This is a genomic window from Cellulomonas biazotea, assembly GCF_004306155.1.
GTDB lineage: Bacteria > Actinomycetota > Actinomycetes > Actinomycetales > Cellulomonadaceae > Cellulomonas > Cellulomonas biazotea.
The window spans coordinates 29,181-56,069 of record NZ_BIMR01000038.1; the positions used below are offsets into that span (position 1 = coordinate 29,181).

Below are 26,889 nucleotides of genomic sequence, written 5' to 3' on the forward strand. Positions count from 1 at the left end.
GGCTGTCGCGCGTAGCGTGCCGCGCATGGCCATCGCCCGATACCCCGGACTCGTCATCGACTGTCCCGACCCGCCCGCGCTCGCCCGGTTCTACGGCTCCCTGCTCGGCTGGGACGTCTCCGGCGACGAGGGCTGGTCGGAGATCCGCGAGGGGGCGACGCAGTGCATCTCGTTCCAGCGCGTCGACCCCTACACGGCCCCGCAGTGGCCCGGTCAGGACGTCCCGCAGCAGATGCACCTCGACGTCATGGTCCAGGACCTCGACGCCGCCGAGCCCGAGGTCCTCGCGCTCGGCGCGACGAAGGCCGAGCACCAGCCCGGCGAGACGTTCCGGGTGTTCCTCGACCCGGCCGGTCACCCCTTCTGCATCTGCGTCGCCTGACGCCCCGCACCGCCTGTCAGCGTTCGACGGTGGTGACCGTGGTCCCGTCGAGGTGCGGGCCGTGCCGAGCAGGCCGACCTCCCGGGCGCGCGTCGGACCGGGCTTGCCGTCCGCTGGGCTCCGCCTGGCTAGGGCCTGCCGTGCCCGTCGGACGGCGGCACCCAGCCCTCGCGCTGGGCCAGCTCGAAGAACGCGGGCGTCCGGACCCCCGGCGCCGCGACCGCGTACCGGAGCGCCAGCCCCGACGCCTCCAGCGCGGTGAGGAACTCCGGCCAGGTCACCTCCTGCGCGCCCCTCCCGCTCGGCCCGCTCGGGAAGATCACCGCCGGGACGGGCAGCTCGCGGGGATCGTCCGAGTAGATGAGCGCGGGGACGGCGTCATGGGACTCCACGAACTGTCGGATCTCGTCCGGGTCGGTGGTCAGCCTCGTCACCTCGGCCATGGTGGCTCCCGTCGTCGGCAGTGGACCCATCGTCGCGCGGCGCAGCGACGGGCGCAGCCGGGGTGAGAGGGCGCGGCTCGTCGCGCTGGTTAGGGGCTCGGTGCGGACGCTCCGGCGTCGGCGGCCACGACCGACCTGCGTCGCGCGGACGCACGAGCGCAGGCGGACCTGCCGGTAGGCTGACCACCGCGTCGGCGCGTCACATGCCGACGACGCGCGGGCCGGACGAGCCCGGGCGCCTGGGCGCCTGGGCGCCTGGCGCCTGGGCACTTGTCAAAAATCGTCGAGGTGCAGTTCACCGCTCTGCCGACGGATGGGGCTGAAACGGACATCGGTAGATCTGGAAACGATCGCGCCGTCAGTGCGCGCGGCCTGAGCGTTTGCGCGAGCCGTCGGCCCCTGGAGACCGCGAGCCGCCACCGCCTCATGTAGCTGCCCCGAGGACTAGGCGATCGCCGTCGCTGCTTCTCAGCTGGCTGAGCTCCTCAGCCTGTGCCTTCGCTTTCACCCGGGTCGCCTCCACCTCGCTCATGCCGCGAGGTGAGGCGTGCCGGCTCGGGAACACACGGTCACGTGCGCGAACGCTTCTGGCCTGGCGGAACGGGTCCTATTCGGGTCGGCCGACGCTCGCGTTGGAGTCTGCTTCGGTCGAGGGCTGCGCCGACTAGCATCAGGCGAGCGAACGGAAGCCGTGAGATGCACGGCATCAGAGTCGGGTGGGCCATGCGATTTCACACACGCTCCAAGTCCGATCGACCGACTGCCAGATCACTTAACGGCGCGTATCTAGTGGCCGACGCCTGGGACGACTATGGGTACAAGACGCTGTGGACACTGATTGTCGTGACGGACGGCAGAGTTGACGAGATTGGTGGCGTGAAGATCGGCGACAAGGCCGACAGTAGCCGCCCAGATCTGCCACCAGAGTTCTCAAAGTTGCCTGACCTGTATTTCTCGCTGGGTCAGGACGAAGATTACTACGATCGCCTCAACACGCTGGGCCCAGATGAAGCGGCTCGAGTCCTCAATGGCCTGAACGACATCGCCCTCGACCTAAAGCGCTTCCATCAGGTCGAGTCACTGGATGTCACCCAGACGTCGCTCCTCCGATGGGTTACCGCGGTGGCGGTGCAGACCCAGTTGCATCGGATAGCTCTTGGCGGCGCTCGCCTATCGCCGTATTCGTTCTGGTATGAAACGCCCGGCTCCGATCGGTATGGCGCCGCCGTGCAACCAAAGCGGCTCGACTTTGAGGTCGAGCCCACCTCGATGCCCCGAACCAATATCCATGTTCTCATCGGGCGCAATGGTGTCGGGAAATCGTTCATTCTGAACGATCTTGCAACCGCGTTGACGAGGCGGGAGTCGGCCGGATCGGTTGGGTTTGTACAGCGCAACGACGACAAGCTTGCCAACCGCTTCGCCAACGTCGTGTCTGTGGCCTTCAGCGCCTTCGACGGCTTCGAACGCCGACGCCAGTCGACGGCAGCGGGTGCGCTGCGGCATCACTATATCGGGTTGAAGAATATTCCGACGGCGGTCGGGGATAAGTCGTTGGGGCTGAAGGATCATGTCACCCTGGCGCGTGACTTCTCCCAGAGTCTCGGAAAACTGGAGAAGGGTGGAAGAATCGAGCGGTGGAATCGCATTTTGGGCCCCCTCCTCAGTGATCCGCTCTTCGCAGAGCTGCTCGAGCGCCTCCGCGAGGCCCAGGGGGACGAGCTTCGCGAACGAGCGCGGCGAGTCTTTGCGGAACTTAGCTCGGGCCACAAGATTGTGCTCCTGACGCTCACGAGACTGGTGGAGACGGTCGAAGAAGCGAGTCTGGTTCTGATAGACGAACCCGAGTCGCACCTGCACCCGCCCCTACTCTCCGCCTTCATGAGTGCGCTCTCCGAGTTACTTGAGGAGCGCAACGGTGTCGCGATCGTCGCGACGCACTCGCCCGTCGTGCTGCAGGAAGTATCGCGCTCCTGCGTTTGGAAGCTGATGGGCTCGGCAGGCGAACTTGCCGTTAGGCGTCCTGCGATCGAGACGTACGGCGAGAACGTCGGAACGCTGACCCAGGAGGTGTTCGGTCTGGAAGTAACGGAAGCGGGGTTTCATAGATCTCTGGCCGAGTTAGTCCGGGAATATCCGACGGCTGACTATGGCCGGCTGGTGGAGATGTTTGACGGACGATTGGGGGCCGAGGCGCGCGCTCTTCTGCAGTCGATGGTCTACTTCGCGAGGCAATAGCGTGCTCCTGACAACTAGGCCGTCGATCGCGGCACGTGACGTCTTCGAGGCGTGCTGCGTCGGCATTGTGGACGCGCACCGAAAGGCGCGGCTGGTCCCGAACTCGTCGAAGATTGGGGCAGCGGCCGCGGATTACGCAACCGCGGCCCAACAGGGTAGGCTCCAAACAATCGTCGCCACATCATACGAGCCCTACGGTACCGCGACGGTCGGCGATTTCGTTTGGTTATACGATCAGCGCCTGGTTAGGAGTAGGGTCGGGCGCGGGTATTACGAGGCGATTCGAACGGGCAATCGCGACGAGAGATGCGCGCTTTGCAACGCGAAGCAGGCATCTACGCTGGATCACCACCTTCCCAAGGCCGAGCATCCGATCTTCGCGGTTACCCCGGAGAATCTCTTGCCCGCATGCCGGGATTGCAATGCGGCTAAGCTGGCGAGCCTGAGGCCCACGCTCAACACGTACTTTGACGATCTCGGACCGGGCAGATGGCTCAGCGCCGTCATTGTGATCCGTGGCGGGAGTTTCGTTCCCGACTTCGAGCTCGCCGTCCAGCCGACCTGGTCGCCTGCGCTGGCCGATCGAGCTCAGGCACACTTCGAGGTCCTGCGATTGCGGACGGTGTACTCGTTTGAGGCGAGTCGTCACCTCGTCGGCATCCGCGACCAGCTTGCCGGGCTCCTGGACCGGGGAGGGGCAGCCGCCGTTCAGTTGCACCTTCAGGAAGCGGCGGCGTCCTGGGCTGCCAACGACCCAAACTCCTGGCAGGCCGCGATCTACGAGGCGTGCGCGGCTTCGACCTGGTTCTGCGGAGGCGGTTTCAGGGGTTAACCCCCGATGGGCGACCCTCGGGAAGGGAGCATGACCGGGTATCCCGGACTGTCCGGAGAAGCGGGCCATGCTCCCCCACCCTGCACGAACTCCTCGACAACTACCGATGGGCGGTTCAGGTAGTTGCTTGGACTCGACTTCGCAAGATTGGTGATCACCCCAAGGACGTCCGCGTGTCCGAAGATGCGGCCGCCGAGTCGGACCGCAAGGCCGGCCACCCCCAAGGACGTCTACGTCGGCCCTCATCCTGCCCCCGTCGCACGGCGGGGGCAGGATGAGGGTCATGCCCGATCTTGGAACTCCGCTCGAGCAGGTTCTGCAGGACAAGTTGCTAAACGTCGGCGACTATCAGCGCCCGTATGCCTGGGAAGAGAAGCAGCTCTCGGACCTGTGGGCGGACATCGATCTGCTGGGGTCCCTTCCGCATTACACGGGAACTCTCGTGCTCCAGGACATGGGGTCGACCCAGACGACGCGCTCGGGCCAGGTGCTCACGTTGTTCGATGTCGTCGACGGACAGCAGCGCCTGACCACTTGCGTCATCCTGCTGGATCGACTTCGGCGTGCGCTTCGCGACCAACGCGACCCAGACGCACAGGAAGCTGCGCACGATCTTGACCGCCTGGTGTACGTCAATGTCGACGGCGTACGGCGACCGCGCCTGGAACTCGGCGGCGACTTGCGCGAGTTTTTCGCTGACTCGATCATCGGCGATGACGCCCCAGAAGGTGCTCCTCTGCAACTCGGCGCCAGAAGGCTCCTGGCTGCCAGCCGGTACTTCGACAATCAGATCGCTGACCTGACGGCCGATGTCGCTCCCGAGGCCGGCCTCACACGCCTGCTGGCCCTCCGCGCGAGAGTTAGCCACCAGCTTCGGTTCCTGGTGTACAGCGTTGATCGGTCGGACGAGGTCGGAGTCTTGTTCGAGACGGTGAACGGCCGCGGCAAACCCCTGACCGAACTGGAGAGAGTCAAGAACTACCTGCTGTATCTCTCCAGGCAACTGAACGACGTCCAGCGGGACGATGTGGCAGCCAACATCAACCGCTCTTGGTCGACCATCTTCAGCAATCTCGGTCGGGTCGGTCTCCGCGACGATGCACTGTTGCGCGCCCACTGGCTGGTGACCCAGGACGCCAACACCCGCAACTGGCATGGCGCGGACTCGGTCAAGGCGAAGTTCCCACGGTCCGCCTATGTCCCGGGGAGCAGCCGCCTGATCGGAGCGACCGAAGACGCCGCGAGCCCGGTGCCCGACGACCGCCTCTACCTCGCGCTCGACGCCTACATCAACTCGCTTCGCAAGAGCGCTGGGATCCTCGCGGACGTGCACGATCCCGCCGCGACATATCCGAGCTACGCATCGGCAGGCTCGGAGATCGCACAGACAACGGCCGCCCTCCGGCGAAGTGGCTCGGTCGCCTCGTTCCACCCGTTGTTGCTGGCGACGCGCCTGGCTCACGCCGCGAACGCCGGTCTGTATCTGCGGGTCGTTCACTTTTGCGAGAGGTTCTCTGCCCGCGTGTGGGCGATCCGCGGTCTGCGCTCCAATGCCGGCGAGTCATCGATTCGCTGGGCGGCCCGGGACATGTTCACAGGAACCGCTCCTGACGAGGTCCTGGCGGGCTTGGAGCAGCGGCTCTGGCACCTCGCGCCCGACGAGGACGTCGTGTCCAGCTTCGGGGCCCTTGTTCAGTGGTACCCGCGTTCCACGGCCCACAAGTTCGTCCTCTACGAGTACGAGCTCTCGAAGCAGCGCGACGCGAGCGACCTGCCCCAGTTCGGTGACATCACCGCGAAAGGCAACAAGACGACGGAACACATCCTTCCGCAGACTCCCGCTTCGGACTCCGCCTGGTGGAAGAGCTTCACGCCCGAGCAGCATGCGAAACTTGTGCACGGCATCGGGAACCTGGTCTTGACGCGAGACAACTCGCGGTATGGGAATCGCGACTACCTCGATAGCGCAGACGGGCGCCGCGGGAAGCGAGGGCGTGAAGGACAGGCCGAACCCTGGTGCTACTACAGCGAGTCCAACCTGGCGCGGGAGCGCGAACTGGCCATCCAGTTCTCTGAATGGACCCCGGCCACGATCGAGCGTCGAGCCTCCGATATCGCCGCGTGGGCTTTGACCCGGTGGCCCGCGCGTCGGCCGGCGGCAACCGAAGCTGACATCGACGACGACCGCCTCATCGAGGACGAGGAGGTCGACACCGAACAGGACTTCGAGTAGGCCGTGGTGTCGCATTCCCGACTTGCCCGACCCCGCCGCTAGTACGGTGTCCCCGCAAGCTTGGTACGTCGAGCGAGGGTGGCATGGGACTGCTCAACAAGGCATTGGTGAGTGGTGCTGTCCTAGTGGTGGGCGCGCGAGTTCGCGCGCAGGTTCGCGACGCTCGGGAGACCAAGCGTCGCAAGAGCTCTGCACCGCAGTTCGACACCCGTCTGAGCGGCCAGGACTTCATTGACATCGCGGGAGAGATCGCGAGGAAGACGCCACGGGTCGTGCGCGCCGAAGTCCGCGGAATGACCGTCACCCTGGTGGTGCGGTCCAATAGCGGTCTCACGAACTGGGAAGCTGAAGCCGATTTCAACGACTACGGGCGACTCACCGGCACGTACTGGCTGACCTCGGAGAACGATCAGTCGCCGATCCCTGAGTTCTTCGCGAGCGGGCTCCAAGATGAGGTCTGCAAGAGGATCGGGGCTCCCTCGGGGCCGTAATGCCGGCATCTGCTAGGTCCTGATCGTGCGGCGCTGATGATCGTGCGTCGGCGGCCTGAGATGACAGATGACGAGCCGGAGACCAACCCCGGATCCTGCGGTCACCCCGCGTCCGCTTCGTCGCCGCACTCGTCACTGTTGAGGTCGGGATCCAAGACCACGATGGTGTGAGCTAGAGCTCGATGACCCGCCCGCTCTGTAGGAACTCCTGCACGACGATCGAAGGACTCTTCAGGTCCTTGAACGGGCTCGTCTTGGCGAGGTCGGTGATCGCGCCGAGGATGTCCGCGACGTGCGCGGCCGCGTCGTCACCGTCCGACGCGAGAGCGGTGTCGAGGTTGTCGAAGAGTCGCCGGAAGTTCTCGCGGCGCTCGTCGAAGGTCCGGTCGAGTGCGGTGAGCAGGAAGTCTCGCTGCACCTGGATGATCTCCAGCTGGGTCTTCTCCCAAACACGGAGTTCCTGCCGCTTGGTCTCCTCTTGGCGGACGACGGCGACCCACTCGTTCGCCGAGCCCATGACGAGCCGGAACGCATCGACGACCATCGCCGGGCTCGGCTTCGGGAGCAGGGCTGCCACCTGTTGCGGGGTGCTCATGCGTACTTCCTTAGGATCTCGACGGACGCTTCGGTCAGCTCACCGGTGCTCGGGTCCAGAACCGGCGTGCTTAGGACTTCCTTCACTGCGGTGACAAGCTGCAGGGCTTGCACGAACTCGCGGGCGTGAAGATTCGGATCGAAGTCCACTGACTCGAGTCGGTCGAGGGCCTCAGTGGCGCGCTTAGCGAGGTTTCCGAGGGTCTCGCGAAGTTCCTCGATCCGGTGGCCAACGGCGCCGAGCAGGTCTTCGACGAGCTTGATGCGTTCGATCTCGACGTTCACGGACGCTGCGAACCCGTGTGCCTTGGTCTTGGTTCGTGCTCCGGCGACGCCCATCGTGAAGCCACCGACCAACAGGACCGGGACGACCGTCACCAGGCCCAGGACGGCGCTGCCGGCCGCGACACCGCCACCGCCGGCTGCGATCGGGCCACCCCCAAGCCACGCCAGCGTGGCGCTCTGTGCGGCGGCTCCGCTCAGTGAGGAGATCGCGGTACCGGTGCCTGCGGTCGCGAACGCGGAAACGCCCCACACGGCGGCTGCCTGCGCGGACACGCCTGCGCCGACCGCGCTGACCAGTCCGGTTACACCCGTCGTGACGTTCTCGGCGGCGGCGACGTACTTCGGGATGTTCGGTACCCGGATCCGGACGCCGTCGACCTTCTTGAAGTTGAGGCGCTTGACGAGGTGCTCGTTTCGTTCGAGCCAGTCGGCGAGCCGGCCGACGCTCTGGGCGTGGACCTGGATCTGGTAGGCGCCGTAGTCGCGGGCCAGCTCCTCCGTGCGTCGCTGTGCCGCGTCGCACTGGGAGATGGCCTCGTCGAACCGCTGGGTGGCGGTGTTGCGGATGGAGCGGCCCCTGGCGGTGTCGATGACTCCCTTTGCGCCGACACCGACCGCCGCGACTGTCGCGGCGCCGAGGGGGACCAGAACCTTCCACCCAGCCTTGCCGATCGCGGGGATCGCCTTGAGCGCGAGCTGGACGACCATCTGGACACGACCTCCCTGGCGCACGTTGCCGCCCAAGGATCCCAGACGCCTGCTGTGGATTGCAGGGACATCCGGGTGAGGTTCATCGGGGGTCGTGCTGCGAGGCCGGGCGATTGTCGGGCGCCGAAACCGCGGACTCACAGCAGTCCGGCGAGCCGGTACAGGACGAGCGAGCCAGCGACGGCGACGTTGAGGCTGGCTCCCGTGCCGATCTAGGGGATCTCGACGGCGAGGTCGAGCAGGTCTAGCGCCTCGGGGGGGATCCCGCTCTGCTCGTGGCCGAGGACCATCACGGTGCGCCTGCGGGCGGCGGGTAGGTCCCCGAGTCGCACCGACTCCTCGGTCAGCTCCACGCCGACGATCGCCGTGTCACGCTCCCGTTGCTGTTCGAGCCAGCGGATCGGGTTCCCGGTCCAGTGCACGCATGCTGGGTGGCGCAGGGTGTTGCCGCGCCTGAGGGCTTCGGGGAGCCATGGCAGTCGGGGGACGGCGAGGCATGCACCGACGGCGTCGCAGGTGCGTAGCAGGGTGCCGAGGTTGATGCCGTGCAGTGGCCAGAGCGGGGCGGCGATCAGGTGGTCCCAGCAGGAGTGGGGCCGGCGGCGGCGTTCGCGGCGAAGGTCCTTGGGGGTGCGTACACGCACCTGCGGGCCGTTCACCGGTGGGTGAGGGGAGTCCCTCCGAGCTCAGCGGTCATGATGCGGCGTGCTTCGCGGCGCACGCGGGCCATCATCGGGAGACCCCATCGTCGCACCAGGATGTGCCTCGTGGCAGCCGGGGTCTCGTTCCCGTTCTGGAAAAGACGCTCGGCCGGTTCCGCCCTCCCCGACTGATCGTCGTGCGCGTTGATCAGCCGGTCGGGATGGCTGCCGCTAGTGCCTCGTGCCCTACCGACCGCAGGAGCTCCGCCAGCCGAGCGCGCACTTCACGCGGCTCGGTCGTCGCGGCGGCAGCCAGGCGCCCTGGATCGGCCCGGGCAGACATGAGTAGCACCCGAAGCGCGGAGGTCGCCTCACCGTCGGAGACCTCGACAACGTCATGCCACGCCTCGAGCACCTCGAGCACCGCCACCTCGACCGCAGCCAGACCCTGATCCACCCGCCCGGTACGTGCGGCGCGAGCGACGAACCTGACGCCAACGACCGACGTCGGCGCGCGTCGGGGGACGGCAACCAGTGCGACCCGCGGCACCTGCGTCGACAACCGGAGCGCATGCGCAGCCGACGCGCCCGCGGGACCCACCCCCGGCGTCGCGCCCAGCAAAGCACTCGTGATCTGCTCAGGTGTCGGCGCCGAGAAGCCGAGCGGCGTCGAACGGCCCCGCCAGTAGAGGCCCGGATGAACTCGCTTCAGTTCGCCCGTCGCGGCCAGGAAAGCGAGCAGGCGATGCCTCGTCGAGCGCGCTCCGCGCAGGTCATCGGCGGTCCAGAACCGGTCGACGCTGGACAGGATCGTTCCCCTCTGCGACGTCACTCAGGTCTCGTCCGCTTCGTCCGAAGGTCGACGCGCCGCTTGACCCGTGGTTCGAGTGGCCGCTACGAACAGCGTGCTGCGGTGCCACGGCTCGTGCAGGGTTCGCGGCTGATCCGGAGGTTGCCTGGGGCGCTGGACCGGATGCGGCAGCGTGGCGGCGTGCAATCGGGCATCGGCCCAGCCGCGGTGGTACTCCCGGCGGGCGTCGAGCCGCATCAGCAAGATCATCGAGGCGGCGAGCAGCAGCGTGCCGACCACAAGCGTGTCATCGTGTCTGAGTGCCCGGTTGAGCGCGACAACCAGACAGATCCACGCGCCCGTGATCGCTTCGGCGAACCACGCAAGGGCGGGCTTGCTCGTCTGCCAGCGCGTCGACTTCTGGTCCGACGGTGCTTCCACTGTGGGTGGGGTGCGAGCGCCACTCGCCGTGGCTGTCGCGTCGGTGGGGTCCTGGCCCTGCGGGGGTGCGATGGTCAGGAAGCCATCGCCTTGGAGCTCGACTCGCCATCCGGGGTAGGCGCGGGCGGCCGTGGCGACGCTGCGCCAGTCCCATCCGCCGGCGTGGGTGAGGAACTCCAGGCGGTCGGCCAGCTCGACCTTGCTCGCGCACGGCCACTGGCCGAAGGCGTCCCAGGCGGTTGCCGGCATCCAGGCGCGCTGCTGGTCGCTTAGGTCGACGTCGCGCACGAGCGGTGGGCGGCTGGACGGACTCGGCCGGTGGTGCATGAGTCACTCCTCGTCGGGTCGCAAGATCGTGCGGCGCAGCCGCGCCCAGCGGGGGTCGCGCCACAACCCGAGCAGGTGCCCGACCTGATCGAGGAGGTCGAGAACATCGAGTTCTGGGGCTCCGTCAGCCTTCATCTGCCGTGCGGCACGCTCGAGGTCGTCGAACTCGGCGCCCAGCGGGTCGATACCACTCGTGGCGCACCACCCGAGCCACCACTTGCACGCGGCGACCATCCGGGACTGCAGCGTCTGAGGAAGCATCGGACCCGCGCTTGGTCGGTCGCCAATCGGCGTGTCGTCTCCGAGTCCACGCACCAGATCAGTGGCCACTGCCGACGCTCCCGGCCATCCCGCCGTCTGGGTCGGGCGTGCTCGGCGCCACCTGCTCAGCGAATCTGAGCGCGTCGAAGGTGCCGTCATCGCTCCACGCGGTCCAGTAGGCCAGGCGTTCACGAGCGAGCCGTTCGTTCAGGCGACGCCATCGACCCCACGACACCATCACCGCGACACGACGCCCGTCGCGGGTAAGCACCACGCGAACCTCGTCACGCTCGACCCGCGCGAAGACCTCGTCGAACGACTGCTCGACACCGGCGACATCCATCACGAGCTCAGGGGCGTCGACCCCGACGGGCGTGGGGCCACTGGGCGCCGCCTCGGCGTGCCGGCGTTCTGCTTGCGCCCTGGCTTCCTCCAGGCCGACCTGCACGGCGATGGCGAGACCGTCGCGGACCGCTCGCAGGCCCCGCTTGGCGCCCAGATCGGTGCCACCGACGAGGAACTGCACGCGGTCGTCGACCTCCAATCGCGGCCGCTCCTGCTTGCGCGACCGGGACACCGGGCGCAGGTCAAGACCGATCGCCAGCAGTGCGGCCACGATGTCGTCCTCGAGCACGACGGGCTCGTCGCCCGGAATCGCCAGCACGACATGCTCACCTTCCGGCAACACCACCCGGACGTCGACCCGCGGGCTCTTTGGCGTGCTCACTGCCAGGCTCCCGAAACCCGTGTCGGAAACCCGGCGAGTTCGGCGTCCGTCGCCGGATCGATCCGAGTGACGATCCGCTGGAGCCACCATCCGAAGTCAGCACCGTCGCGGTCGTGATCGAACACGTACTCGTGTCGATCGGCGACGCGGATGATGCCCTCGTCGCCGGCCTTGTACCCGCGCACGCGCACCAGCGGCACCCATCGGTCGTCGGCCACGCCGGGGGATGAACCAGCGCCCGGTACCCGAAGAAGTGCCCCGGCGTCCGCATCCACGACATAGATCGTCGGGCTCGACGACCGCACGACCCACACACCCGTGGCCTCGTCGACCGCCAGCGCTTCCACCCCTCCCTCGCCTCCCCCCAGCCCGCGCGGCAGCCGCAGAGGCAGTTGCACGAGCTGCTCGCGGGAGGCCGGCACGATCGCGGCGACGGGACCATGGGAGAGGGCGCCACGCAGTTCGACGTCCATAGCGGAGTACAGGTCGAACAGGTGACGCTCCCCGGACCTGATGATGTCTGTTTCGCCGCGACGCCGACCGCGCACCGACCGAAGCACGAGCCACTGCCCAGCGAACAATCCCGCGTCTCGGCCGTAGAGACTGCGGGTCACGGCCGGGGCATCCGTGTCGACGAACAGAGCCAGCTCGTGCGGTGCGGCGGACCGGACCTCCCAGACGCCCGTGGCTCGCGCCAGGACAAGCTCATCGACCGAGACGGCCTCAAGGTCTGTGGGCGCCTCGTCAGGGCCTTCGGCGGCATCGCATTCGACATCGTCGCTCCCGCCACGCATCTCGACCTCCCGCGCACGTCGCTGCCAGTTCGCGAATGTGGTCCGCGGGCACAGTCAGGCACGGCGGCCAAGTGGCGTCAACGGGCTCTCTGACCTGCGGCGACACGCATCCGGTGCCGTCCATTCAGCGGTGTCTACACAGCACGGTGCGGGCACGGCGCGCGACGATGGACGCTGTGGCGACCTCTCGGGCGTGAACGAAGAACGGGGCCAGGGTCAGGTCGAAGACGCCAGCAAGACGCGTGCACGCGGGCGGAGACTCGTTGGTCTGGCCGGTCTCGATCCTGTTCAGGTGCCTGCGGTCGCCCCATCGCGACGGGCCAGTGCGGACCGGCTGATCCCGGCGGCCCGACGGATCTCACGGATGAACTAAACTCTTGCCTGCAGCAGCGCCGTGATGCGCGGGCCGGGGTCGGGCGCCGAGGTCACGCCGGGGCGGTACGCCACCACGTCTAGACATTGAGGTCGGGAATATCGCGGCCGGACAACGTCGGATGTCTCGCCATTTGGACCCCACTGGGCTCGGCTTCCGGACACGCGGAGCCCGCTGAGGCGCCCGGAGCCGGTTCGGCCCGCCATCATCCGGTTGTTACGTCGGCTGGCTCCGTGCGCGTGGCACGCCGGCCAGCGGCGACCGTTCGACGCGATCCCCGTCACCGCACGCACCGACGGCATCTCGTCCAAGCGCCCAGGCAAACCGGGCAACAACCGGCTAGTTCCGGTCTCGTCGGGTCGCGCTCGGTACTGTCGGTGCATCAGAGCCGACCCTTCGGCCGAAGGAGTGCACGTTGCCTGACCCGTGGTTGTCCGCCGACGCCATCGCCATGCACCTGGGCGTCACGAAGGACACCGTCTACGCATGGATCGCGGACAAGGGGATGCCGGCACACAAGATCGGGCGCCTGTGGAAGTTTCAGGCCGCCGAGGTCGACGACTGGGTCCGAAGCGGTAGCGCCGCTGGCGCCGACGGCGTCACGCCCGAGGCGGGCGCCGAGTGATGTCAGCCGTTGGCGATACGTTGCTCGACTTGCCTGAAGCGGGAAAGGAATCGAGGTGAACAACGTGCCGACCGTTACGCGATACGCGCTGTCGTTCACCACCGGTGCGCTGCTCGCACGCGAAGTCGCGATCCTGGCACCGCTCCACGACGCGCACGGGGACTGGGAGCGGGTGCGCGACCACGCCGTCGCGGACAACCTGCTCCAGGCGCGGACTCGTGCCAGCTCGGTGCGCCTCGCACGCGAAACCGTCAAGCGTCTGTCGGTGCTGACCGATGAGGAGGTCAGGCTCGTCGTCGAGGCCACGGCTGCCGAGCGCGCGCACCTGATGTGGGTGGCGGCCTGCCGCCGGTACGACCTGGTCGGCGAGTTCGCCGAGGAGGTCCTGCGGGAACGGTTTCTGCTGCTCGCCTCGACGCTGAGGCACGACGAGTTCGACAGCTTCGTCCGCAGCAAGGCCCTTTGGCACGAGGAGCTGGCAGGAATCAAGGAGTCCACCTTGCACAAGCTGAGGTCGAACGTGTTCCGGATGCTGCGCGAGGCCGAGTTGCTCTCGGTCGCCGGGCACATCACCCCGGCGCTGCTGTCCGAACGCGTCCTGACCCTGCTTGACGCCCGCACGCCAAGCGACGCGCGGTTCTTCCCCACCCGGCAGGTCGAGCTGCAAGAGGTCGCGCTGTGATCCCCAAGACGCTCCCCAAGCAGGAAGAGCACCTGTTCGCCGTGATGAGCGGGCGCCGCTTCCTGCAGATGGAAGGTCTGAGCAACGAGGTCCCGTTCTTCATCTACCCCTACCCGCCGGAGAACGCGCTCGATGTGGCCGGGGCCAAGAAGCGCGTCAAGAACAAGCTCGCAGGCGTCGGCGTGACGGTCTTCGAGATCAACCTCTACGACCTGGCGGTCGAGCTGCTCAAGACGCGTGGCGTGTGGGACCGGGTGCTGGCCATCGAGCCCGATCAGGACAAGGACGACTTCCGCGAGATGCTCCAGGGGATGCTCGACCCCCAGCTGCACCTCGCCCCCGCGATCCGCGAACGGCTGGCCGGCGAGAGCTTCGACGTCGTCTTCCTCACCGGCATCGGTGAGGTCTTCCCGTTCATCCGCTCGCACAACGTGCTGAACAACCTGCAGTCGGTGATCACCGGCAAGCCGATGCTCATGTTCTTCCCCGGCCGCTACGAGCAGTCCGACACGCTGGGCTCCTCGCTCGTGCTCTTCGGCCAGCTCAAAGACGACCAGTACTACCGAGCCAAGAACATCCTGGAACAGGAAGCGTGAGCCCGATGCAGCTCGACCAGATCTTCGCCAAGGACATCCAGCGCCCGATCGAGGGCGTCATCAAGGCCGACGACGCCGCGCACCTGGGCACCGAGGTCGACGAGTACGTCCTGACCAACGAGGCCGCCAAGGGCCTGGAGATCCTGCTCGAGGAGTACACCTCCTACACCAACGCCAACGGCGTGTGGATCTCCGGCTTCTTCGGGTCCGGCAAGTCCCACATGCTCAAGATGCTCGCCCACCTGCTCGGCGAGGTCGAGGGCCAGGACTACCCGCGCCAGCAGGTCTCGAGCAGCTTCCGCGCCAAGACTCTGGACGCGTTCCTGCCCGGCCTGCTCGACAAGGCCGACCGCATCCCGGCCAAGAGCTTGCTGTTCAACATCGACCAGAAGGCCACCCTGATCTCCAAGGATCAGACCGACGCGCTGCTCAAGGTGTTCGTCAAGGTCTTCGACGAGGCGCGCGGCTACTACGGCAACCAGGGCCACGTCGCACGCCTCGAGCGGGACCTGGACAGCCGCGGCCAGTACCAGGCGTTCCAGCAGGCGTTCGAGCGCATCGCCGGCATCACGTGGGCCCAGGGGCGCGAGCAGAGTGCGCTGGAGGCGCCCAGCATCGACCGGGCGTTCGCCGAGGTCAACGGCGGCACTGCCGATGGGATCATCAAGCAATACAGCGCCTCGTACGCGGTCTCGATCGAGGACTTCGCCGAAGAGGTCAAGGCGTGGCTGGACAAGCAGACCGACTCGACATTCCGGCTGAACTTCTTCGTCGACGAGGTCGGCCAGTTCATCGGCTCGGACACCAAGCTGATGCTGAACCTGCAGACCATCGCCGAGTCGCTCAATACCAAGTGCGGCGGCCGGGCGTGGGTGTTCGTGACCTCCCAGGAGGACATGGACAAGGTCATCGGGGACCGCACCCGCCAGCAGGGCAACGACTTCTCCAAGATCCAGGCCCGGTTCAAGACCCGCCTCAAGCTCACCAGCGCGGACGTCGAGGAGGTCATCCGCAAGCGTCTGCTGGAGAAGAACGACGCCGGCAACGGTGCGCTGAGTGTGATCTACGACGAGCAGCACGCCAACTTCAAGACCTTGTTCGACTTCGTCGACGGGGCGAAGTCCTACCGCAACTACGCCGACGAATCCCACTTCGTCGGGACCTACCCCTTCGTCTCCTACCAGTTCCCGCTGTTCCAGGCCGCCATCGAGGGCATCTCGGACCACAATGTGTTCGAGGGTCGCAACAGCTCGGTCGGCGAGCGTTCGATGCTCGGCGTCGTCCAGCAGGTCGCCAAGGACATCGGCAACGTCCAGGTCGGCCAGCTCGCCACCTTCGACGCCATGTTCGCCGGCATCCGCGCGTCGCTGAAGTCCGCTGCCCAGCGCTCGATCGACGTCGCCGAACGCAACCTCGACAACCCCCTGGCCATCCGGCTGCTCAAGGCTCTGTTCCTGGTGAAGTACGTCGAGAGCTTCCAGGCCACGCCGAGGAACCTCACCGTGCTGATGTACGACCGGTTCGGTCTGGACCTGCCGGCGCTGTCGGCGCAGGTCAAGGAAGCCCTGGGCGTCCTAGAGGCCCAGACCTACATCCAACGCAACGGCGCCACTTACGAGTACCTGACCAACGAAGAGCAGGTCATCGAGGAGGAGATCAAGAACGTCGAGATCGACTCCTCCGAGGTCAGCGGCCGGCTGTTCAAGATCCTGTCCGGCGACGTCATCAAGACCAGCAAGCTCCGCTACGCCAAGAACAACCAGGACTTCCCGTTCGGCTTCAAGCTCGACGACCAAGCGCACGGCCCTCAGAAGGAGCTCGCGGTCCACTTCATCTCACCGGAGTACCCGTATACGCCCGATGAGATCCGCATGCACAGCGCCGGCAAGGACGAGCTGCGGGTCATCCTCGAGCCGGACGCCCGAGTGCTGTCCGACCTGCGGCTGCTGATCAAGACCGAGAAGTACATCAAGCGCAAGCAGGGCACCTCGAACTCAGCCGTTGAGGGCCAGATCCTGCAGGCGAGGGGCGCGCAGAACATGGAGCGCGAGAAGGACCTCATCCAGCGGATCAAGGCCTCGGTGGGCAAGTCCGCCCTGGTCATCAACGCGGCCGAGATCGCCTCGAGCTCGCAGGACGCCGTAGTCCGGGTGACCGATGGCTTCCAGGACCTGATCAGCCGCACCTACACCCAGCTCAAGCTCCTCGGCGGCAAGACATACACCGAGCAGCAGATCGCCGGCGCCGCCAACCCCGACAGCGGGCTCTTCGGCGCCGGGGAGGCGAGCGCCCTGTTCGCGCCGTCCGAGGAGGTGTTGTCGTTCGTCCTGCGCAAGGAGGCCCTCGGCGAGCAGGTCACGGTGAAGACCATTGTCGACAGCTTCACGGCCAAGCCCTACGGCTGGGACCTGGCCTCGACTGAGGTCCTGATCGCGCACTTGATCGGGGCATCCAAGATCACGCTCACCATTGACAGCAACGTCCTGAAGCGCTCGGAAGTCGCACTCGCCCTGCGCAACACCGCCAAGCACGCCCATGCAGTGGTGTCACCGCAGAAGACGTTCGACCAGCGCCGGGTCGCGGCCTTCCGCAAGTTCTGCACGGACTTTTTCGACGAAGGCAACACTCCGAACGACCCGCTGGAGCTGGCTCGCCACGGGTCCGACAAGCTGAAGGCCAAGCGCGACGAGCTCAACGCAACCGCGTCCGGTTCGAAGTACCGGTTCGTCAGCCAACTCTCCGGCCCGATCGACTTGCTCGACCAGGTGGTGGGTAGGTCGGACGAGTGGTACGTGACGGACTTCGACCTGGGCGACGAACTGCTCGATGCCAAGGAGTCCACGATCGACCCGATCCTGGCCTTCCTCTCCGGTGGGCAGAAGGCGATCTACGACGACGCAGTCGCTCTGCTCACCGTCCACAGCAGCAACCTCGGCTACCTGCCGCAGGGCAGCGACGCCACCGTGCGAGCAGCCCTAGACGACGCCAACGCATTCCGCGGCAACAAGATGGCCCAGCTCAAGCAGGCCACCGACCAGTTGCGAGCCCAGCTCGACGCGATAGTGACCACGAACCGCGACGACGTCGTTGCTGAGATCGAAGGGCGAAAGGACGAGATCGAGCACAGTTCCGCCTACGCCAGTGCGACGAGCGACGCCCAGGACGGTGTGCTGCGCCGAATAGAACAAGCGATCGCCCAGGTCCGCAACCAGGATCAGGTCGCGCTCATTCGCGATACGGGATCCGGCTTCGAGGAGACGATCTATCCAAACTTGCTCGACCAACTGGCCGCCGCGCAGAAGACAGGTGGCGGCGACGGTGACACACCGCCCCCGGCGCCGAAGCAGACCGTATCTATCAAGACCATCTCGGCCTCTGGCGTCTCCGGCCTTCTGGAGAACGAGGCGGATGTGGACGGTTACCTCGATGCGTTGCGTTCGGCGCTGGTGAAGACCCTGAACGACGGAAAGCGAATCTCGCTCTGATGGAAACCGCACCGCTGAAGTCGTTCGCAACCTGGGCGCGTACCTCGCTGATCCGCGAGGTGACCGCCCGGATCGCCGTCGTGCTGGCATCCGCCTCGGCTGAGCGGGTCGAGCGGCCGAACGCTGTCGAGGCCTTGGAGAGGGCTGTCGCGGCGGCCGGTGGTGGTGACAAGGGCAAGGCTGCGGTCGCCGACAAGGTCGCCTAGACCTGGTTCAACCGGATCGTCGCCCTGCGGTTTATGGACGCCAACGGCTACACCGGCGTCGGGATCGTGTCCCCGCAGGCCGGCGTGCAGACCGGTCAGCCGGAGGTCCTGGCGGAGGCCAAGCGCGGCAACTTCGAGAGCGACGTGGTCGGGGGCAAGGCCCGCGAGAAAATCACGGGCCTGCTCAACGGCACTCGCCGCAGCGACGACCCCCAGGGCGAGGCCTACGCCCTGCTGCTTGCGGAGCACTGCCGGTACTGGAACCGCGCGATGCCGTTCATGTTCGAGCGGGAAGGCGACTTCACCGAACTGCTCATACCGGCGAATCTGCTGGCCGACGATTCGGTCCCGAGCCGGGCGGTCAAGGTCCTGAGCGCGGACGTGTGCCAGGACGTCGAGGTGATCGGCTGGCTCTACCAGTTCTACATCTCGGAGCGGAAGGACGAGGTCTTCGCCGGGTTCAAGAAGAACAAGAAGGCTGGCGCCGAGGAGATCCCCGCAGCCACCCAGTTGTTCACGCCGCACTGGATCGTGCGCTACCTCGTCGAGAACTCCCTCGGCCGGCTGTGGATGCTCAACCGCCCCGCCTCGCGCCTGGTCGACCAGATGGACTATTACATCGCCCCGGTCGACGAGGAGACCGACTTCCTGAAGATCTCCCGGCCCGAGGAGCTTAAGGTCGTGGACCCGGCTTGCGGGTCGGGGCACATGCTGACCTACGCCTTCGACCTGCTGTTCGCGATCTACCAGGAAGAGGGTTACGCCCCGGCCGAGATCCCCGGCTTGATCCTGGCCAACAACCTCTATGGCGTCGAGATCGACCCCCGGGCCGGAGCCCTGGCGGCCTTCGCCCTTACCATGAAGGCACGCGCCAAGCAGCGGACCTTCTTCACCAAGCAGGTCGAGCCCAACGTCTGCGTCCTCGATCCGATCCACTTCACGCCGGACGAGATCGACCTGCTGCTGACCCGCGGCGGCGACAAGCACGCCGAGACCGCCTTCTGGAACCAGTTCGAACACGCCGACACCTTCGGATCGCTCATCCAGCCCAGCGTCGAGCTGACCATCCGCCTCAAGCAGCACATCGCGCGACTGGACGATGGCGGGAACCTCCTGCTGGCCGACGTCCTCGAATGGGCGGGGCGAGTCATCGAGCAGGCCGAATACCTCTCGCCGCGATACACCGTCCTTGTTACGAATCCCCCGTACATGGATGCTCGGAATATGAGTGGGGCACTCTACGACCACGTCGTGGAGAACTTCCCAGATGGATTTACGGGAATAGATCTTGCCTTCGTGATTCGTGCGCGGTCGCTCATGCGGTCGAAGGGCTACCTAGGGCTCCTAAGCATGGACAGTTGGCTTGGGAACGCCGAGTGTGCCGGCTTCCGGGACATTGTCCGGCAAAGCTTGGCGCCCCGCATCGTCGTGCATCTAGGTCCGCGCGCCTTTCCCGAGATCCCGGGCGAGGTAGTTCAGGTCGTCGCAACGGTGTTCGAGAGGGTCGCGCCTGGCGCCTCAATCACCACCTTCATCGGGGCTACTAATGGGACATCAGTAGAGTCCAAGATTGCGCAGTTTCGTGACGCGAGGCGCAGGTTCATGCACTCGCTTGACTGGTTCGACGCCTTCCCCGGGCGGGTGTTCACCCCATATGCGGCTTCTGATAGTGCCCACAAGACGTTCATGACTGCGCCACCTATGAAGTCAATCGCGGAAGTGCGCACGGGACTGCAGACGGGAGATAATGGACGATTCTTGCGACAGTGGTTCGAAGTGTCGGTAAGCAAGATCCGCTCTGACGACGGATCTCACGACGCGCGTTGGGTCCCCTATGTTAAGTCAAGCTCGCCCACTCGATGGTTCGCGCGGGAAGATTTCGTCGTCGACTGGCGAAACGATGGCGCCGAGATCCGAGACCACCAGAGTTCCGTGGTTCGTAATGCGTCCTACTACTTCCAGGCGGGTATTTCGTACGGCGGACTGGCGGGCAGTCTTAAGGCGAGACTCGTCGCTGCGAATGCAATCTTCGACCAGAAGAACTCGATGGTCTTCCCGCTGGGCCAGACAACAACAGGACAGCTTCTCTCCCTCATGAACAGTCCCGCATTCGAGACGCTCGCACGCCTCGTCTCTCCCAAGGGTTTCGGAGTGGGCACGCTGGCTCAGTTGCCCATACCTTCCGACCTGCTTGCAGTCCCGCGAATCGAGGAAATCGCCGAGTCGGCCATTGCCCTCGCGCGTGTCACCTTCGATCGGTCCGAGACCTCTCGCGGATTCGTAGGCATGGACTCGATCCTCCTCGGCCTACCGACACCCTCGGATCTCCAACTCGGAGTTGAGTCGATAAGGAGAAGGGAGAGTGACGTTCGCGCACAACTGCGCCAACTGGAGCTCGAGAATGCGGGAATCCTGCAGGAGGCGCTGCTCACGAGTGCCCCGGAAGGGTCGACAGAGGACGATCGCCCAGAACCGACCTCGGAATCCTCGATTGTCCGAGACCTCGTCTCTTATGCCGTGGGGTGTATCTTCGGTCGCTTTAGCCTCGACGGACCGGGGCTGGTCCTGGCCGACCAGGGCGCCACGGTTCAGGACTACCTGGCTAAGGTCCCGAGCCCCACGTTCGCTCCGGACAAGGACAATGTGATCCCGATCGTCGATGGTGACTGGTTCGAGGACGACATCGTTGCACGGTTCCGCACCTTTCTCCGCGCTGCCTTCGGGGAACAGTACTTCGAGGAGAACCTGCGTTTCGTCGCCGAGTCGCTCGGCGTCAGAGACATCCGTGAGTACTTCGTGCGGTCGTTTTACAAAGACCACGTCCAGCGGTACCGAAAGCGCCCCATTTACTGGCTTTTCTCCAGTCCCAAGGGGTCGTTCAATGCGTTGATCTACGTGCACCGGTACACGCCATCCACGGTGTCGACAGTGCTCAACGAGTACCTGCGTGAGTTCCGGGCCAAGCTTTCTTCGAGCCTGCAGCAGCAGGACCGGCAGGTCGCGGGCAGTGGTGCGCCGCGCGAGCAGGCGGCCGCCCAGAAAGAGGCGGACCGGCTGCGTGAGGTGCTTCTGGAGCTCGAGGAGTACGAGCACGACGTCTTGTACCCGCTGGCCTCGCGTCAGCTACCGATAGACCTGGACGACGGCGTGAAGGCCAACTACCCCAAGTTTGGTGAGGCCCTGAAGAAGATCCCTGGACTTGAGGCCGCAGATGAGTGACGCCACAACGGTTCGCCCACACCTGCTGCGGTGGTTTGACAGTCGCCGCGTGGTGTTCTGGCATGACCCGGAGGGCCAGTACGCCGCGGATCTCGACAGCCTCGACCTGCCGGGCGTCCGGACCATTCGAGTTGCGAACGATGAGTTCGCGGTCAAGAACCGGCTGCTGCACGACGAGCCGGAGGGCAAGTTCTTGGTCTACCGCTCGGGCCAGGTGCCGAGCGGCATCGGGGACTGGTTGCTCGACCTGGAGCTGGCCTACGGCGCGTTCACGGCCGACCGGACCGCTCTCGTGGTCCAAGACCTGGGTCTCACCGGTGAAGACATCGGCGAGGTTGTTGAGGCGCACGCGAAGTTCTTCAACGCAGGCAAGCGCGTTCAGAGCCTCAAGGCACTGCTGAAGCCGGAGGACGACGGGGTCCTGCTGCGCGCCAAGCTGAGCGCAGTCGTGCTTGCACAGGGTGAGCACAGTCTCCTGGAGCTAACGCGCACTCTTCTGATCGAGAACGCGAATGGAGCGACGTCCAAGTACGACGCGCTCGTCGACTACGGACTCAACGGCTTCTACTGGCAGGGCGTGGCCCGCATCTACGGATACGAGTCGTCGGCGCCCACAGTCGACGACCTGGTGCTGTGGATCTTCCAGCGAGCGATCGACAGGTTCCGCTCGGACCGTCCGGACGCGTTCCACAACATCCAGCGCGATTTCGCGAGCCTGCGGCATGACCCGCGGAGCCGTGCGGCGCTCTCGACGCTCGCGAAGCGCGCGGCCCGCGACCTCGACTACACGACGAAGATCGAGAACCTCACATGTCGCGACCTGGGCAGCGACGACGTGTTCGAAGAGGCTGACCAGAAGGTCATCAGCGACCTTGCCCGCGCGGTGGCTGATCAGACCGTCAGCCCTCGCGAGGTGGGCGAAGCCGTGCGGTTGCGCCGAACCAGCGTATGGATCGATCACTACCGGCAGCTCTACGACGCTGTCGAGAGCGCATCGGAGATGTTGGGTGAGGTGGCGTCGCTCGACTTGTCGATGAAGTCGTTCGACGATGGCCTGACTCGCTACCAGCGCGAGTGGTTCCGCATCGACCAGCTCTATCGCCGATTCATCTCCGCGGCACGCACTGCCGAACACTCCAAGCCGCTCGAGGCGCTGCGCGAGCAAGTGGAGAAGCACTACACGAACAAGTTCCAGTACGAGCTTGGCAACGCGTGGCAGCAGCAGGTCGACGCCGCCCAAGAGTGGCGGTCGCGAGAGCTGCGGTCGCAGACCGCTTTCTACGCCGGATACGTCGATCCCCTGGTCAAGGAGGGTGACAAGAAGGCCGTCGTCATCATTTCCGATGCCCTGCGTTACGAGGTGGCCGACGAACTCGGCACGCTCATCCGGCAGGAGGATCGATTCGACGCGACCTTGGACGCCGTCCTCGGCGTACTGCCGAGCTACACCCAGCTAGGCATGGCCGCGCTCTTGCCGCATGCGGCCCTCACTCACGCGCCGGATGCTAAGACGGTGCTCGCCGACGGCCAGCCCACGAACGGTACTGCCTTCCGGAGCACGATCCTGGCTGCGGTCAGTGGTTCGGCGATCCAAGCCGAGGACTTCAAGGCGCTCCCCGCCGACGAACGCCGTGAGCTGTTTCGGGCCAACCGTGTCTTGTACGTCTACCACAACAGGATCGATGCGACGGGGGAGAAGCCCGGCACGGAGAGGCAGGTCTTTGAAGCCGTCGATGACACATTGCGCGACCTCCTAGACCTCGTCAAGAAGCTCGCGAATGCCAACGCGACGAACATCTTCATCACCGCCGACCACGGGTTCCTCTACCAGGACGAGGCACTCGCCGACCCCTTCTTCCTCTCGACCAAACCGCAGGGCGACGACCTGAAGTACGTGAACAAGCGGTTCGTGCTCGGCACGGGCCTGAAGGCCGATCCGGCATTCGCTACGTTCGCGGCGGGGCAACTCGGTTTGGACAGCGACCTCGAAGTCCAGATCCCCAAGTCCATCCACCGGCTGCGCCAGGCGGGCAGCGGTTCGCGATTCGTGCACGGCGGCGCCACGCTGCAGGAGATCGTCGTTCCCGTGCTCTTCGTCAACAAGCGGCGCAAGAGTGACACCCGGCTGGTCAACGTGGAGGTCTGGCCCGAGTCGAACAAGATCACGACGGGGCAAGTCGTGGTCCGGCTGTTCCAGACCGAGCCGGTGACCGACAAGATCCAGCCGCGCACACTGCGCGCCGGCCTCTACGTGGAGGAGACGCTGATCTCGAACGTCGTCGACCTCACGTTCGACCAGACTTCGACCGACAAGCGCGACCGCTACCAGCACGCGCACATGCTGCTCACCCAGGAGTCTGCTGGGTTCAACAATCGGTCGGTCGAGTTCCGGCTGGAAGAGCGCATCCCGAACACCAACCAGTGGCGCCGCTACCCGAGCAAGGTCTTCTACACGCTGACCCGCTCGTTCGCGTCCGACTTCGACTTCTAGAGGGATCAGAACTGAGATGAGCGCCACCGAGGACGAGACGGCTCCCGAGAGCAGCACGCCACCGAAGAGCGACCTCGACTACAAGATCAACCTGTTGTTCCCCGGCGTCGTCGTCCGCAAGGACCTAGTCAAGGCGGTCAAGGGCAACGCCATCGTCCCGTCGTACGTCCTGGAGTACCTGCTCGGGCAGTACGCGGCGTCCGACGACGAGGCGACTATTCAGGCCGGCATCGAGACCGTCCGCAAGATCCTGGCCGAGCACTACGTGCACCGCAGCGAGTCGGAGCTGGTCAAGTCGACCATCAAGGAGCGCGGCCGGCACCGGGTCATCGACAAGGTCACGGTCACCCTCAACGAGAAGGCCGACGTCTACGAGGCCGAGTTCGCGAACCTCGGCATTAAGGGCGTCATCGTCGACTCGCCGGTCATCAAGGCCCACCCCAAGCTGCTGGTCGGTGGCGTGTGGTGCATCTGCGACGTCGAGTACTTCCACAGCGACGACCAGCGGACCGTGCCGTGGATCCTCGGCTCGATCAAGCCGATCCAGCTCTCGAAGTTCGACGTCCAGCAGTACCTAGAGGCCCGGCGGGGCTTCACGACCGATGAGTGGATCGACCTGCTCATGCAGTCGATCGGGTTCAATCCCGAGATGTTCAGCCGGCGCGGCAAGTTCTTCCAACTCGTGCGGCTCATCCCGTTCGTCGAGCGCAACTACAACCTCGTCGAGCTCGGCCCCAAGGGCACCGGCAAGTCCCACATCTTCTCGGAGTTCTCCCCGCACGGGATGCTGATCTCCGGCGGTGAGGTCACCGTCCCGAAGCTGTTCGTCAACAACTCCAACGGTCGACTTGGTCTCGTCGGGTACTGGGATGTCGTCGCGTTCGACGAGTTCGCCGGCAAGAAGAAGCGCACCGACAAGTCGCTCGTCGACATCATGAAGAACTACATGGCGAACAAGTCGTTCTCCCGGGGCGTGGAGACCCTGGGCGCCGAGGCGTCGATGGTCTTCGTCGGCAACACCTCGCACACCGTGCCGTACATGCTCAAGCACTCTGACCTGTTCGACGAGCTGCCCGAGGCGTACCACGATCCCGCGTACCTCGACCGCCTGCACCACTACATCCCGGGTTGGGAAGTCGACATCATCCGCGGCGAGATGTTCTCCGACGGCTACGGCTTCGTCGTCGACTACATCGCCGAGGTCCTCAAGTCCATGCGCTCACAGGACTACTCCGACCGCTACCAGCCGCACTTCACGCTCTCGTCGGACATCTCGACGCGCGACCGTGACGGCGTCCACAAGACGTTTTCCGGCCTGATGAAGATCCTCTACCCCGGCGGGGAGGCGACGAAGGAGGAGATCGAAGAGATCCTCCGGTTCGCCATCGAGGGCCGTAAGCGCGTCAAGGACCAGATCCTGCGCATCGACTCCACCATGGCCGAGGTCAAGTTCGGATACACCGACCGGGAGGGCGCGTGGTCCAGCGTCGCCACGCTGGAAGAAGACGAGTACCCGAGCTACTACTACCGTGGGCGCACGATCACCGAGTCGTCGGTGGAGCCGGCTGTCACGACGACCGAACCGGGCGGCACCGTCACGCCGTCGGAGGCAGGCACTGCCCCGGCCTCGGAGTCCGCGCCGCAACTCTTCGAAGGGCACAGGGACTTCCACGAGAACCAGCGCGGCATCGCGTACGAGACCTTGCTTCTGCCTTATCTGGTCGGCGCGACCGAGGTCACGATCGTCGACCCCTACATCCGCATGTCACATCAGGGCCGGAATCTCGTCGACCTGCTCGCACTGTTGGCCGCCGCGAAGGACCCCGCGGAGGAGATCCGGGTGACGCTCGTGACGAAGCCCGACACCGGTGAGTACGAGAAGCAGCACCTGCTGATGCTCAAGGACATCCAGGACAGCGCGGCTCGAGCCGGGATCAGCTTCACGGTGGCCTGGGACGACACCATCCACGACCGTTCCATCCGCGCCGACAACGGCTGGCGCATCCTGCTCGGTCGTGGGCTCGACATCTTCCAGAAGGGCTCGGGTGGCCAGTTCGACCTCGGAGCGCGCAACCACGCTTTCCGGCAGGTGGTGGCCTTTGGCGTGACCTACATCCGTGAGGACGCTCGCGGGTCGTGAGACGCGTGCGACCCGGTGCCGGTCCGCTTTGGCGCGCCTAGCGTTGGGCCTCCGACTCCGTCGACGTCACCACGATCTCCTCGAGTAGGTCTGCGAGTTTGAAGTAGGTGTTCAGGTCGCGGATTGTCGAACTGGACTGATGGCGATGGCTGTACTCCTCGCGGGCGTGTGACCGGGCCCATTGCGCGAACTGCGCGATCTCGCCTCTGCGGTGAGGGTCGCCGAGGAGTTGCACCAGCGGCTCGAGGGCAGGAGCCAGCCAGTCTCGCCTGGCCTGCTCGCGGGCGGGTCGCTCGCGCCAGTACGTCTTCATGTACGCGTCGCGACAGCTGGGGTGGGTGACCGGCGGTCGTCCACGAGGTGGTTGCTCGAGCGGCTTGCCGCACTGCTTGCACAGTCGCTGCTTCATCACCAGTCCCGTCGGAGGCGACTTTAGTTGTAGCAGTGTATATGCGGCCTTCGAGCCTCTTTGCATGAGCAGAGGTACACACCACAACGGCCCAGCATCAGGTGCGATGCAGCCGATCGGCGGGCAGCAGCACACGTTCGAGGGCGTCCTCGATGCGGGCGAGGGTCTCGATGTCGGGCCAGTTTCGCCCGGACGTGATGTTCGCGATGGTGACGTGGGACACGCCGGCCCGCCGAGCGAGCTCGCGTTGGCTCCATTGCCGGCGATCGAGTTCGGTGGCGATCGTGATCGCGACGAGTTGGGCGTAGCGGCCCCCGAGGCTCGTCGGAGCCCCGGCGGGCCAGTCGGCCACGACGTCGCGAGGGGCATCCCTGTGACGGGGCACGTCTATACGTTAGGGCACATCACGAAGGCCGAGCTGGCGTCCGCGAGTACCGCCGGGCTTGGCGGAGGGGTTGCGCCTCCAGCATCCAGTG

24 protein-coding genes are annotated in these 26,889 nt (G+C 65.7%); 13 read left to right on the top strand and 11 right to left on the bottom strand.

Annotation, left to right across the window (positions count from 1 at the left end; genetic code table 11):
- Positions 1 to 25 precede the first annotated feature (25 nt).
- On the top strand, positions 26 to 382 hold the full coding sequence (locus CBZ_RS03620) for a VOC family protein (RefSeq protein ID WP_130780233.1): 357 nt from the start codon (positions 26 to 28) through the stop codon (positions 380 to 382).
- Between the two features lie 128 nt (positions 383 to 510).
- Here the strand turns inward: CBZ_RS03620 and CBZ_RS03625 are convergent, their stop codons facing one another.
- Positions 511 to 816: a hypothetical protein gene (locus CBZ_RS03625; RefSeq protein WP_130780234.1), complete on the bottom strand. Its 306-nt coding sequence runs from the start codon at positions 814 to 816 to the stop codon at positions 511 to 513.
- Between the two features lie 852 nt (positions 817 to 1,668).
- On the opposite strand from CBZ_RS03625, the gene CBZ_RS03630 reads away from it, so the two are divergent.
- The 4 genes from CBZ_RS03630 (at position 1,669) to CBZ_RS03645 (ending at position 6,619) form a co-directional block, all read left to right on the top strand.
- On the top strand, positions 1,669 to 3,063 hold the full coding sequence (locus CBZ_RS03630) for an AAA family ATPase (RefSeq protein WP_165446631.1): 1,395 nt from the start codon (positions 1,669 to 1,671) through the stop codon (positions 3,061 to 3,063).
- A 1-nt stretch (position 3,064) separates the two neighbouring features.
- Entirely contained in the window at positions 3,065 to 3,895 is an 831-nt protein-coding gene (locus CBZ_RS03635; protein ID WP_130780236.1) for an HNH endonuclease, read from the top strand.
- A gap of 283 nt (positions 3,896 to 4,178) precedes the next feature.
- Positions 4,179 to 6,128: a DUF262 domain-containing protein gene (locus CBZ_RS03640; RefSeq protein WP_165446632.1), complete on the top strand. Its 1,950-nt coding sequence runs from the start codon at positions 4,179 to 4,181 to the stop codon at positions 6,126 to 6,128.
- A gap of 83 nt (positions 6,129 to 6,211) precedes the next feature.
- The gene (locus CBZ_RS03645; RefSeq protein ID WP_130780238.1) at positions 6,212 to 6,619 is read left to right on the top strand and encodes a hypothetical protein; all 408 of its coding nucleotides are present in this window, start codon (positions 6,212 to 6,214) and stop codon (positions 6,617 to 6,619) included.
- 172 nt (positions 6,620 to 6,791) lie between these two features.
- Here the strand turns inward: CBZ_RS03645 and CBZ_RS03650 are convergent, their stop codons facing one another.
- From CBZ_RS03650 to CBZ_RS03685, 8 genes are all read right to left on the bottom strand, one after another.
- Positions 6,792 to 7,214, bottom strand: coding sequence for a hypothetical protein (locus tag CBZ_RS03650; protein ID WP_130780239.1), 423 nt, complete (start codon positions 7,212 to 7,214; stop codon positions 6,792 to 6,794).
- Positions 7,211 to 8,206, bottom strand: coding sequence for a hypothetical protein (locus CBZ_RS03655; protein ID WP_130780240.1), 996 nt, complete (start codon positions 8,204 to 8,206; stop codon positions 7,211 to 7,213). The genes CBZ_RS03650 and CBZ_RS03655 overlap by 4 nt, the downstream gene beginning before the upstream one ends.
- Positions 8,207 to 8,418: 212 nt before the next feature.
- Positions 8,419 to 8,865 (bottom strand): TrmH family RNA methyltransferase, encoded by a 447-nt coding sequence (locus tag CBZ_RS03660; RefSeq protein WP_246013012.1) that lies wholly within the window; start codon positions 8,863 to 8,865, stop codon positions 8,419 to 8,421.
- A 190-nt stretch (positions 8,866 to 9,055) separates the two neighbouring features.
- A complete protein-coding gene (locus tag CBZ_RS03665; protein ID WP_130780241.1) occupies positions 9,056 to 9,679 on the bottom strand; it encodes a hypothetical protein in 624 nt (207 codons plus the stop codon).
- Positions 9,680 to 10,405, bottom strand: a complete 726-nt coding sequence (locus CBZ_RS03670; RefSeq protein ID WP_165446633.1) for a hypothetical protein — start codon at positions 10,403 to 10,405, stop codon at positions 9,680 to 9,682.
- Between the two features lie 3 nt (positions 10,406 to 10,408).
- Positions 10,409 to 10,666 carry a hypothetical protein gene (locus CBZ_RS03675; protein ID WP_130780243.1) on the bottom strand — a complete coding sequence of 86 codons (258 nt, stop codon included), beginning with the start codon at positions 10,664 to 10,666 and terminating at the stop codon, positions 10,409 to 10,411.
- 58 nt (positions 10,667 to 10,724) lie between these two features.
- On the bottom strand, positions 10,725 to 11,393 hold the full coding sequence (locus CBZ_RS03680) for a type II toxin-antitoxin system prevent-host-death family antitoxin (RefSeq protein WP_165446634.1): 669 nt from the start codon (positions 11,391 to 11,393) through the stop codon (positions 10,725 to 10,727).
- Complete coding sequence (locus tag CBZ_RS03685; protein WP_130780245.1) at positions 11,390 to 12,187, bottom strand: hypothetical protein; 798 nt, start codon at positions 12,185 to 12,187, stop codon at positions 11,390 to 11,392. Before CBZ_RS03685 ends, CBZ_RS03680 begins: the two co-directional genes overlap by 4 nt.
- 788 nt (positions 12,188 to 12,975) lie before the next feature.
- Between CBZ_RS03685 and CBZ_RS03690 the strand changes: the two genes are divergently transcribed.
- Genes CBZ_RS03690 through brxL form a run of 8 tightly spaced genes read left to right on the top strand, consistent with a single transcriptional unit; the run spans position 12,976 to position 26,004 of the window.
- Positions 12,976 to 13,185 carry a helix-turn-helix domain-containing protein gene (locus CBZ_RS03690; protein ID WP_130780246.1) on the top strand — a complete coding sequence of 70 codons (210 nt, stop codon included), beginning with the start codon at positions 12,976 to 12,978 and terminating at the stop codon, positions 13,183 to 13,185.
- Positions 13,186 to 13,240: 55 nt separating this feature from the next.
- Entirely contained in the window at positions 13,241 to 13,867 is a 627-nt protein-coding gene (locus CBZ_RS03695) for a DUF1819 family protein (RefSeq protein ID WP_130780247.1), read from the top strand.
- Positions 13,864 to 14,463, top strand: a complete 600-nt coding sequence (locus CBZ_RS03700; protein ID WP_444979405.1) for a DUF1788 domain-containing protein — start codon at positions 13,864 to 13,866, stop codon at positions 14,461 to 14,463. The genes CBZ_RS03695 and CBZ_RS03700 overlap by 4 nt, the downstream gene beginning before the upstream one ends.
- A gap of 5 nt (positions 14,464 to 14,468) precedes the next feature.
- Positions 14,469 to 17,948: a BREX system P-loop protein BrxC gene (gene brxC / locus CBZ_RS03705; protein WP_130780297.1), complete on the top strand. Its 3,480-nt coding sequence runs from the start codon at positions 14,469 to 14,471 to the stop codon at positions 17,946 to 17,948.
- On the top strand, positions 17,948 to 18,154 hold the full coding sequence (locus CBZ_RS21670) for a BREX-1 system adenine-specific DNA-methyltransferase PglX (protein WP_246013015.1): 207 nt from the start codon (positions 17,948 to 17,950) through the stop codon (positions 18,152 to 18,154). Before brxC ends, CBZ_RS21670 begins: the two co-directional genes overlap by 1 nt.
- Before the next feature lie 33 nt (positions 18,155 to 18,187).
- Complete coding sequence (gene pglX, locus CBZ_RS03710; RefSeq protein WP_246013017.1) at positions 18,188 to 21,373, top strand: BREX-1 system adenine-specific DNA-methyltransferase PglX; 3,186 nt, start codon at positions 18,188 to 18,190, stop codon at positions 21,371 to 21,373.
- Entirely contained in the window at positions 21,366 to 23,864 is a 2,499-nt protein-coding gene (pglZ, locus tag CBZ_RS03715) for a BREX-1 system phosphatase PglZ type A (RefSeq protein WP_130780248.1), read from the top strand. The genes pglX and pglZ overlap by 8 nt, the downstream gene beginning before the upstream one ends.
- Positions 23,865 to 23,880: 16 nt before the next feature.
- A complete protein-coding gene (brxL, locus tag CBZ_RS03720; protein WP_130780249.1) occupies positions 23,881 to 26,004 on the top strand; it encodes a BREX system Lon protease-like protein BrxL in 2,124 nt (707 codons plus the stop codon).
- 37 nt (positions 26,005 to 26,041) lie between these two features.
- On the opposite strand, the gene CBZ_RS03725 is transcribed toward brxL, so the two are convergent.
- Positions 26,042 to 26,413, bottom strand: coding sequence for a hypothetical protein (locus CBZ_RS03725; RefSeq protein ID WP_130780250.1), 372 nt, complete (start codon positions 26,411 to 26,413; stop codon positions 26,042 to 26,044).
- Between the two features lie 97 nt (positions 26,414 to 26,510).
- The gene (locus CBZ_RS03730) at positions 26,511 to 26,765 is read right to left on the bottom strand and encodes a helix-turn-helix transcriptional regulator (protein ID WP_165446635.1); all 255 of its coding nucleotides are present in this window, start codon (positions 26,763 to 26,765) and stop codon (positions 26,511 to 26,513) included.
- Between the last annotated feature and the right edge of the window lie 124 nt (positions 26,766 to 26,889).

What these genes read in the sequence shown, in the direction of transcription:
- CBZ_RS03670 (WP_165446633.1), bottom strand. Translation starts at nt 10,405, where the DNA reads ATGCACCACCGGCCGAGTCCGTCCAGCCGCCCACCGCTCGTGCGCGAC.
- CBZ_RS03645 (WP_130780238.1), top strand. Translation starts at nt 6,212, where the DNA reads ATGGGACTGCTCAACAAGGCATTGGTGAGTGGTGCTGTCCTAGTGGTG.
- CBZ_RS03620 (WP_130780233.1), top strand. Translation starts at nt 26, where the DNA reads ATGGCCATCGCCCGATACCCCGGACTCGTCATCGACTGTCCCGACCCG.
- CBZ_RS03640 (WP_165446632.1), top strand. Translation starts at nt 4,179, where the DNA reads ATGCCCGATCTTGGAACTCCGCTCGAGCAGGTTCTGCAGGACAAGTTG.
- brxL (WP_130780249.1), top strand. Translation starts at nt 23,881, where the DNA reads ATGAGCGCCACCGAGGACGAGACGGCTCCCGAGAGCAGCACGCCACCG.
- CBZ_RS03655 (WP_130780240.1), bottom strand. Translation starts at nt 8,206, where the DNA reads ATGGTCGTCCAGCTCGCGCTCAAGGCGATCCCCGCGATCGGCAAGGCT.
- pglX (WP_246013017.1), top strand. Translation starts at nt 18,188, where the DNA reads ATGGACGCCAACGGCTACACCGGCGTCGGGATCGTGTCCCCGCAGGCC.
- CBZ_RS03650 (WP_130780239.1), bottom strand. Translation starts at nt 7,214, where the DNA reads ATGAGCACCCCGCAACAGGTGGCAGCCCTGCTCCCGAAGCCGAGCCCG.
- CBZ_RS03725 (WP_130780250.1), bottom strand. Translation starts at nt 26,413, where the DNA reads ATGAAGCAGCGACTGTGCAAGCAGTGCGGCAAGCCGCTCGAGCAACCA.
- CBZ_RS21670 (WP_246013015.1), top strand. Translation starts at nt 17,948, where the DNA reads ATGGAAACCGCACCGCTGAAGTCGTTCGCAACCTGGGCGCGTACCTCG.
- CBZ_RS03675 (WP_130780243.1), bottom strand. Translation starts at nt 10,666, where the DNA reads ATGCTTCCTCAGACGCTGCAGTCCCGGATGGTCGCCGCGTGCAAGTGG.
- CBZ_RS03685 (WP_130780245.1), bottom strand. Translation starts at nt 12,187, where the DNA reads ATGCGTGGCGGGAGCGACGATGTCGAATGCGATGCCGCCGAAGGCCCT.
- brxC (WP_130780297.1), top strand. Translation starts at nt 14,469, where the DNA reads ATGCAGCTCGACCAGATCTTCGCCAAGGACATCCAGCGCCCGATCGAG.
- pglZ (WP_130780248.1), top strand. Translation starts at nt 21,366, where the DNA reads ATGAGTGACGCCACAACGGTTCGCCCACACCTGCTGCGGTGGTTTGAC.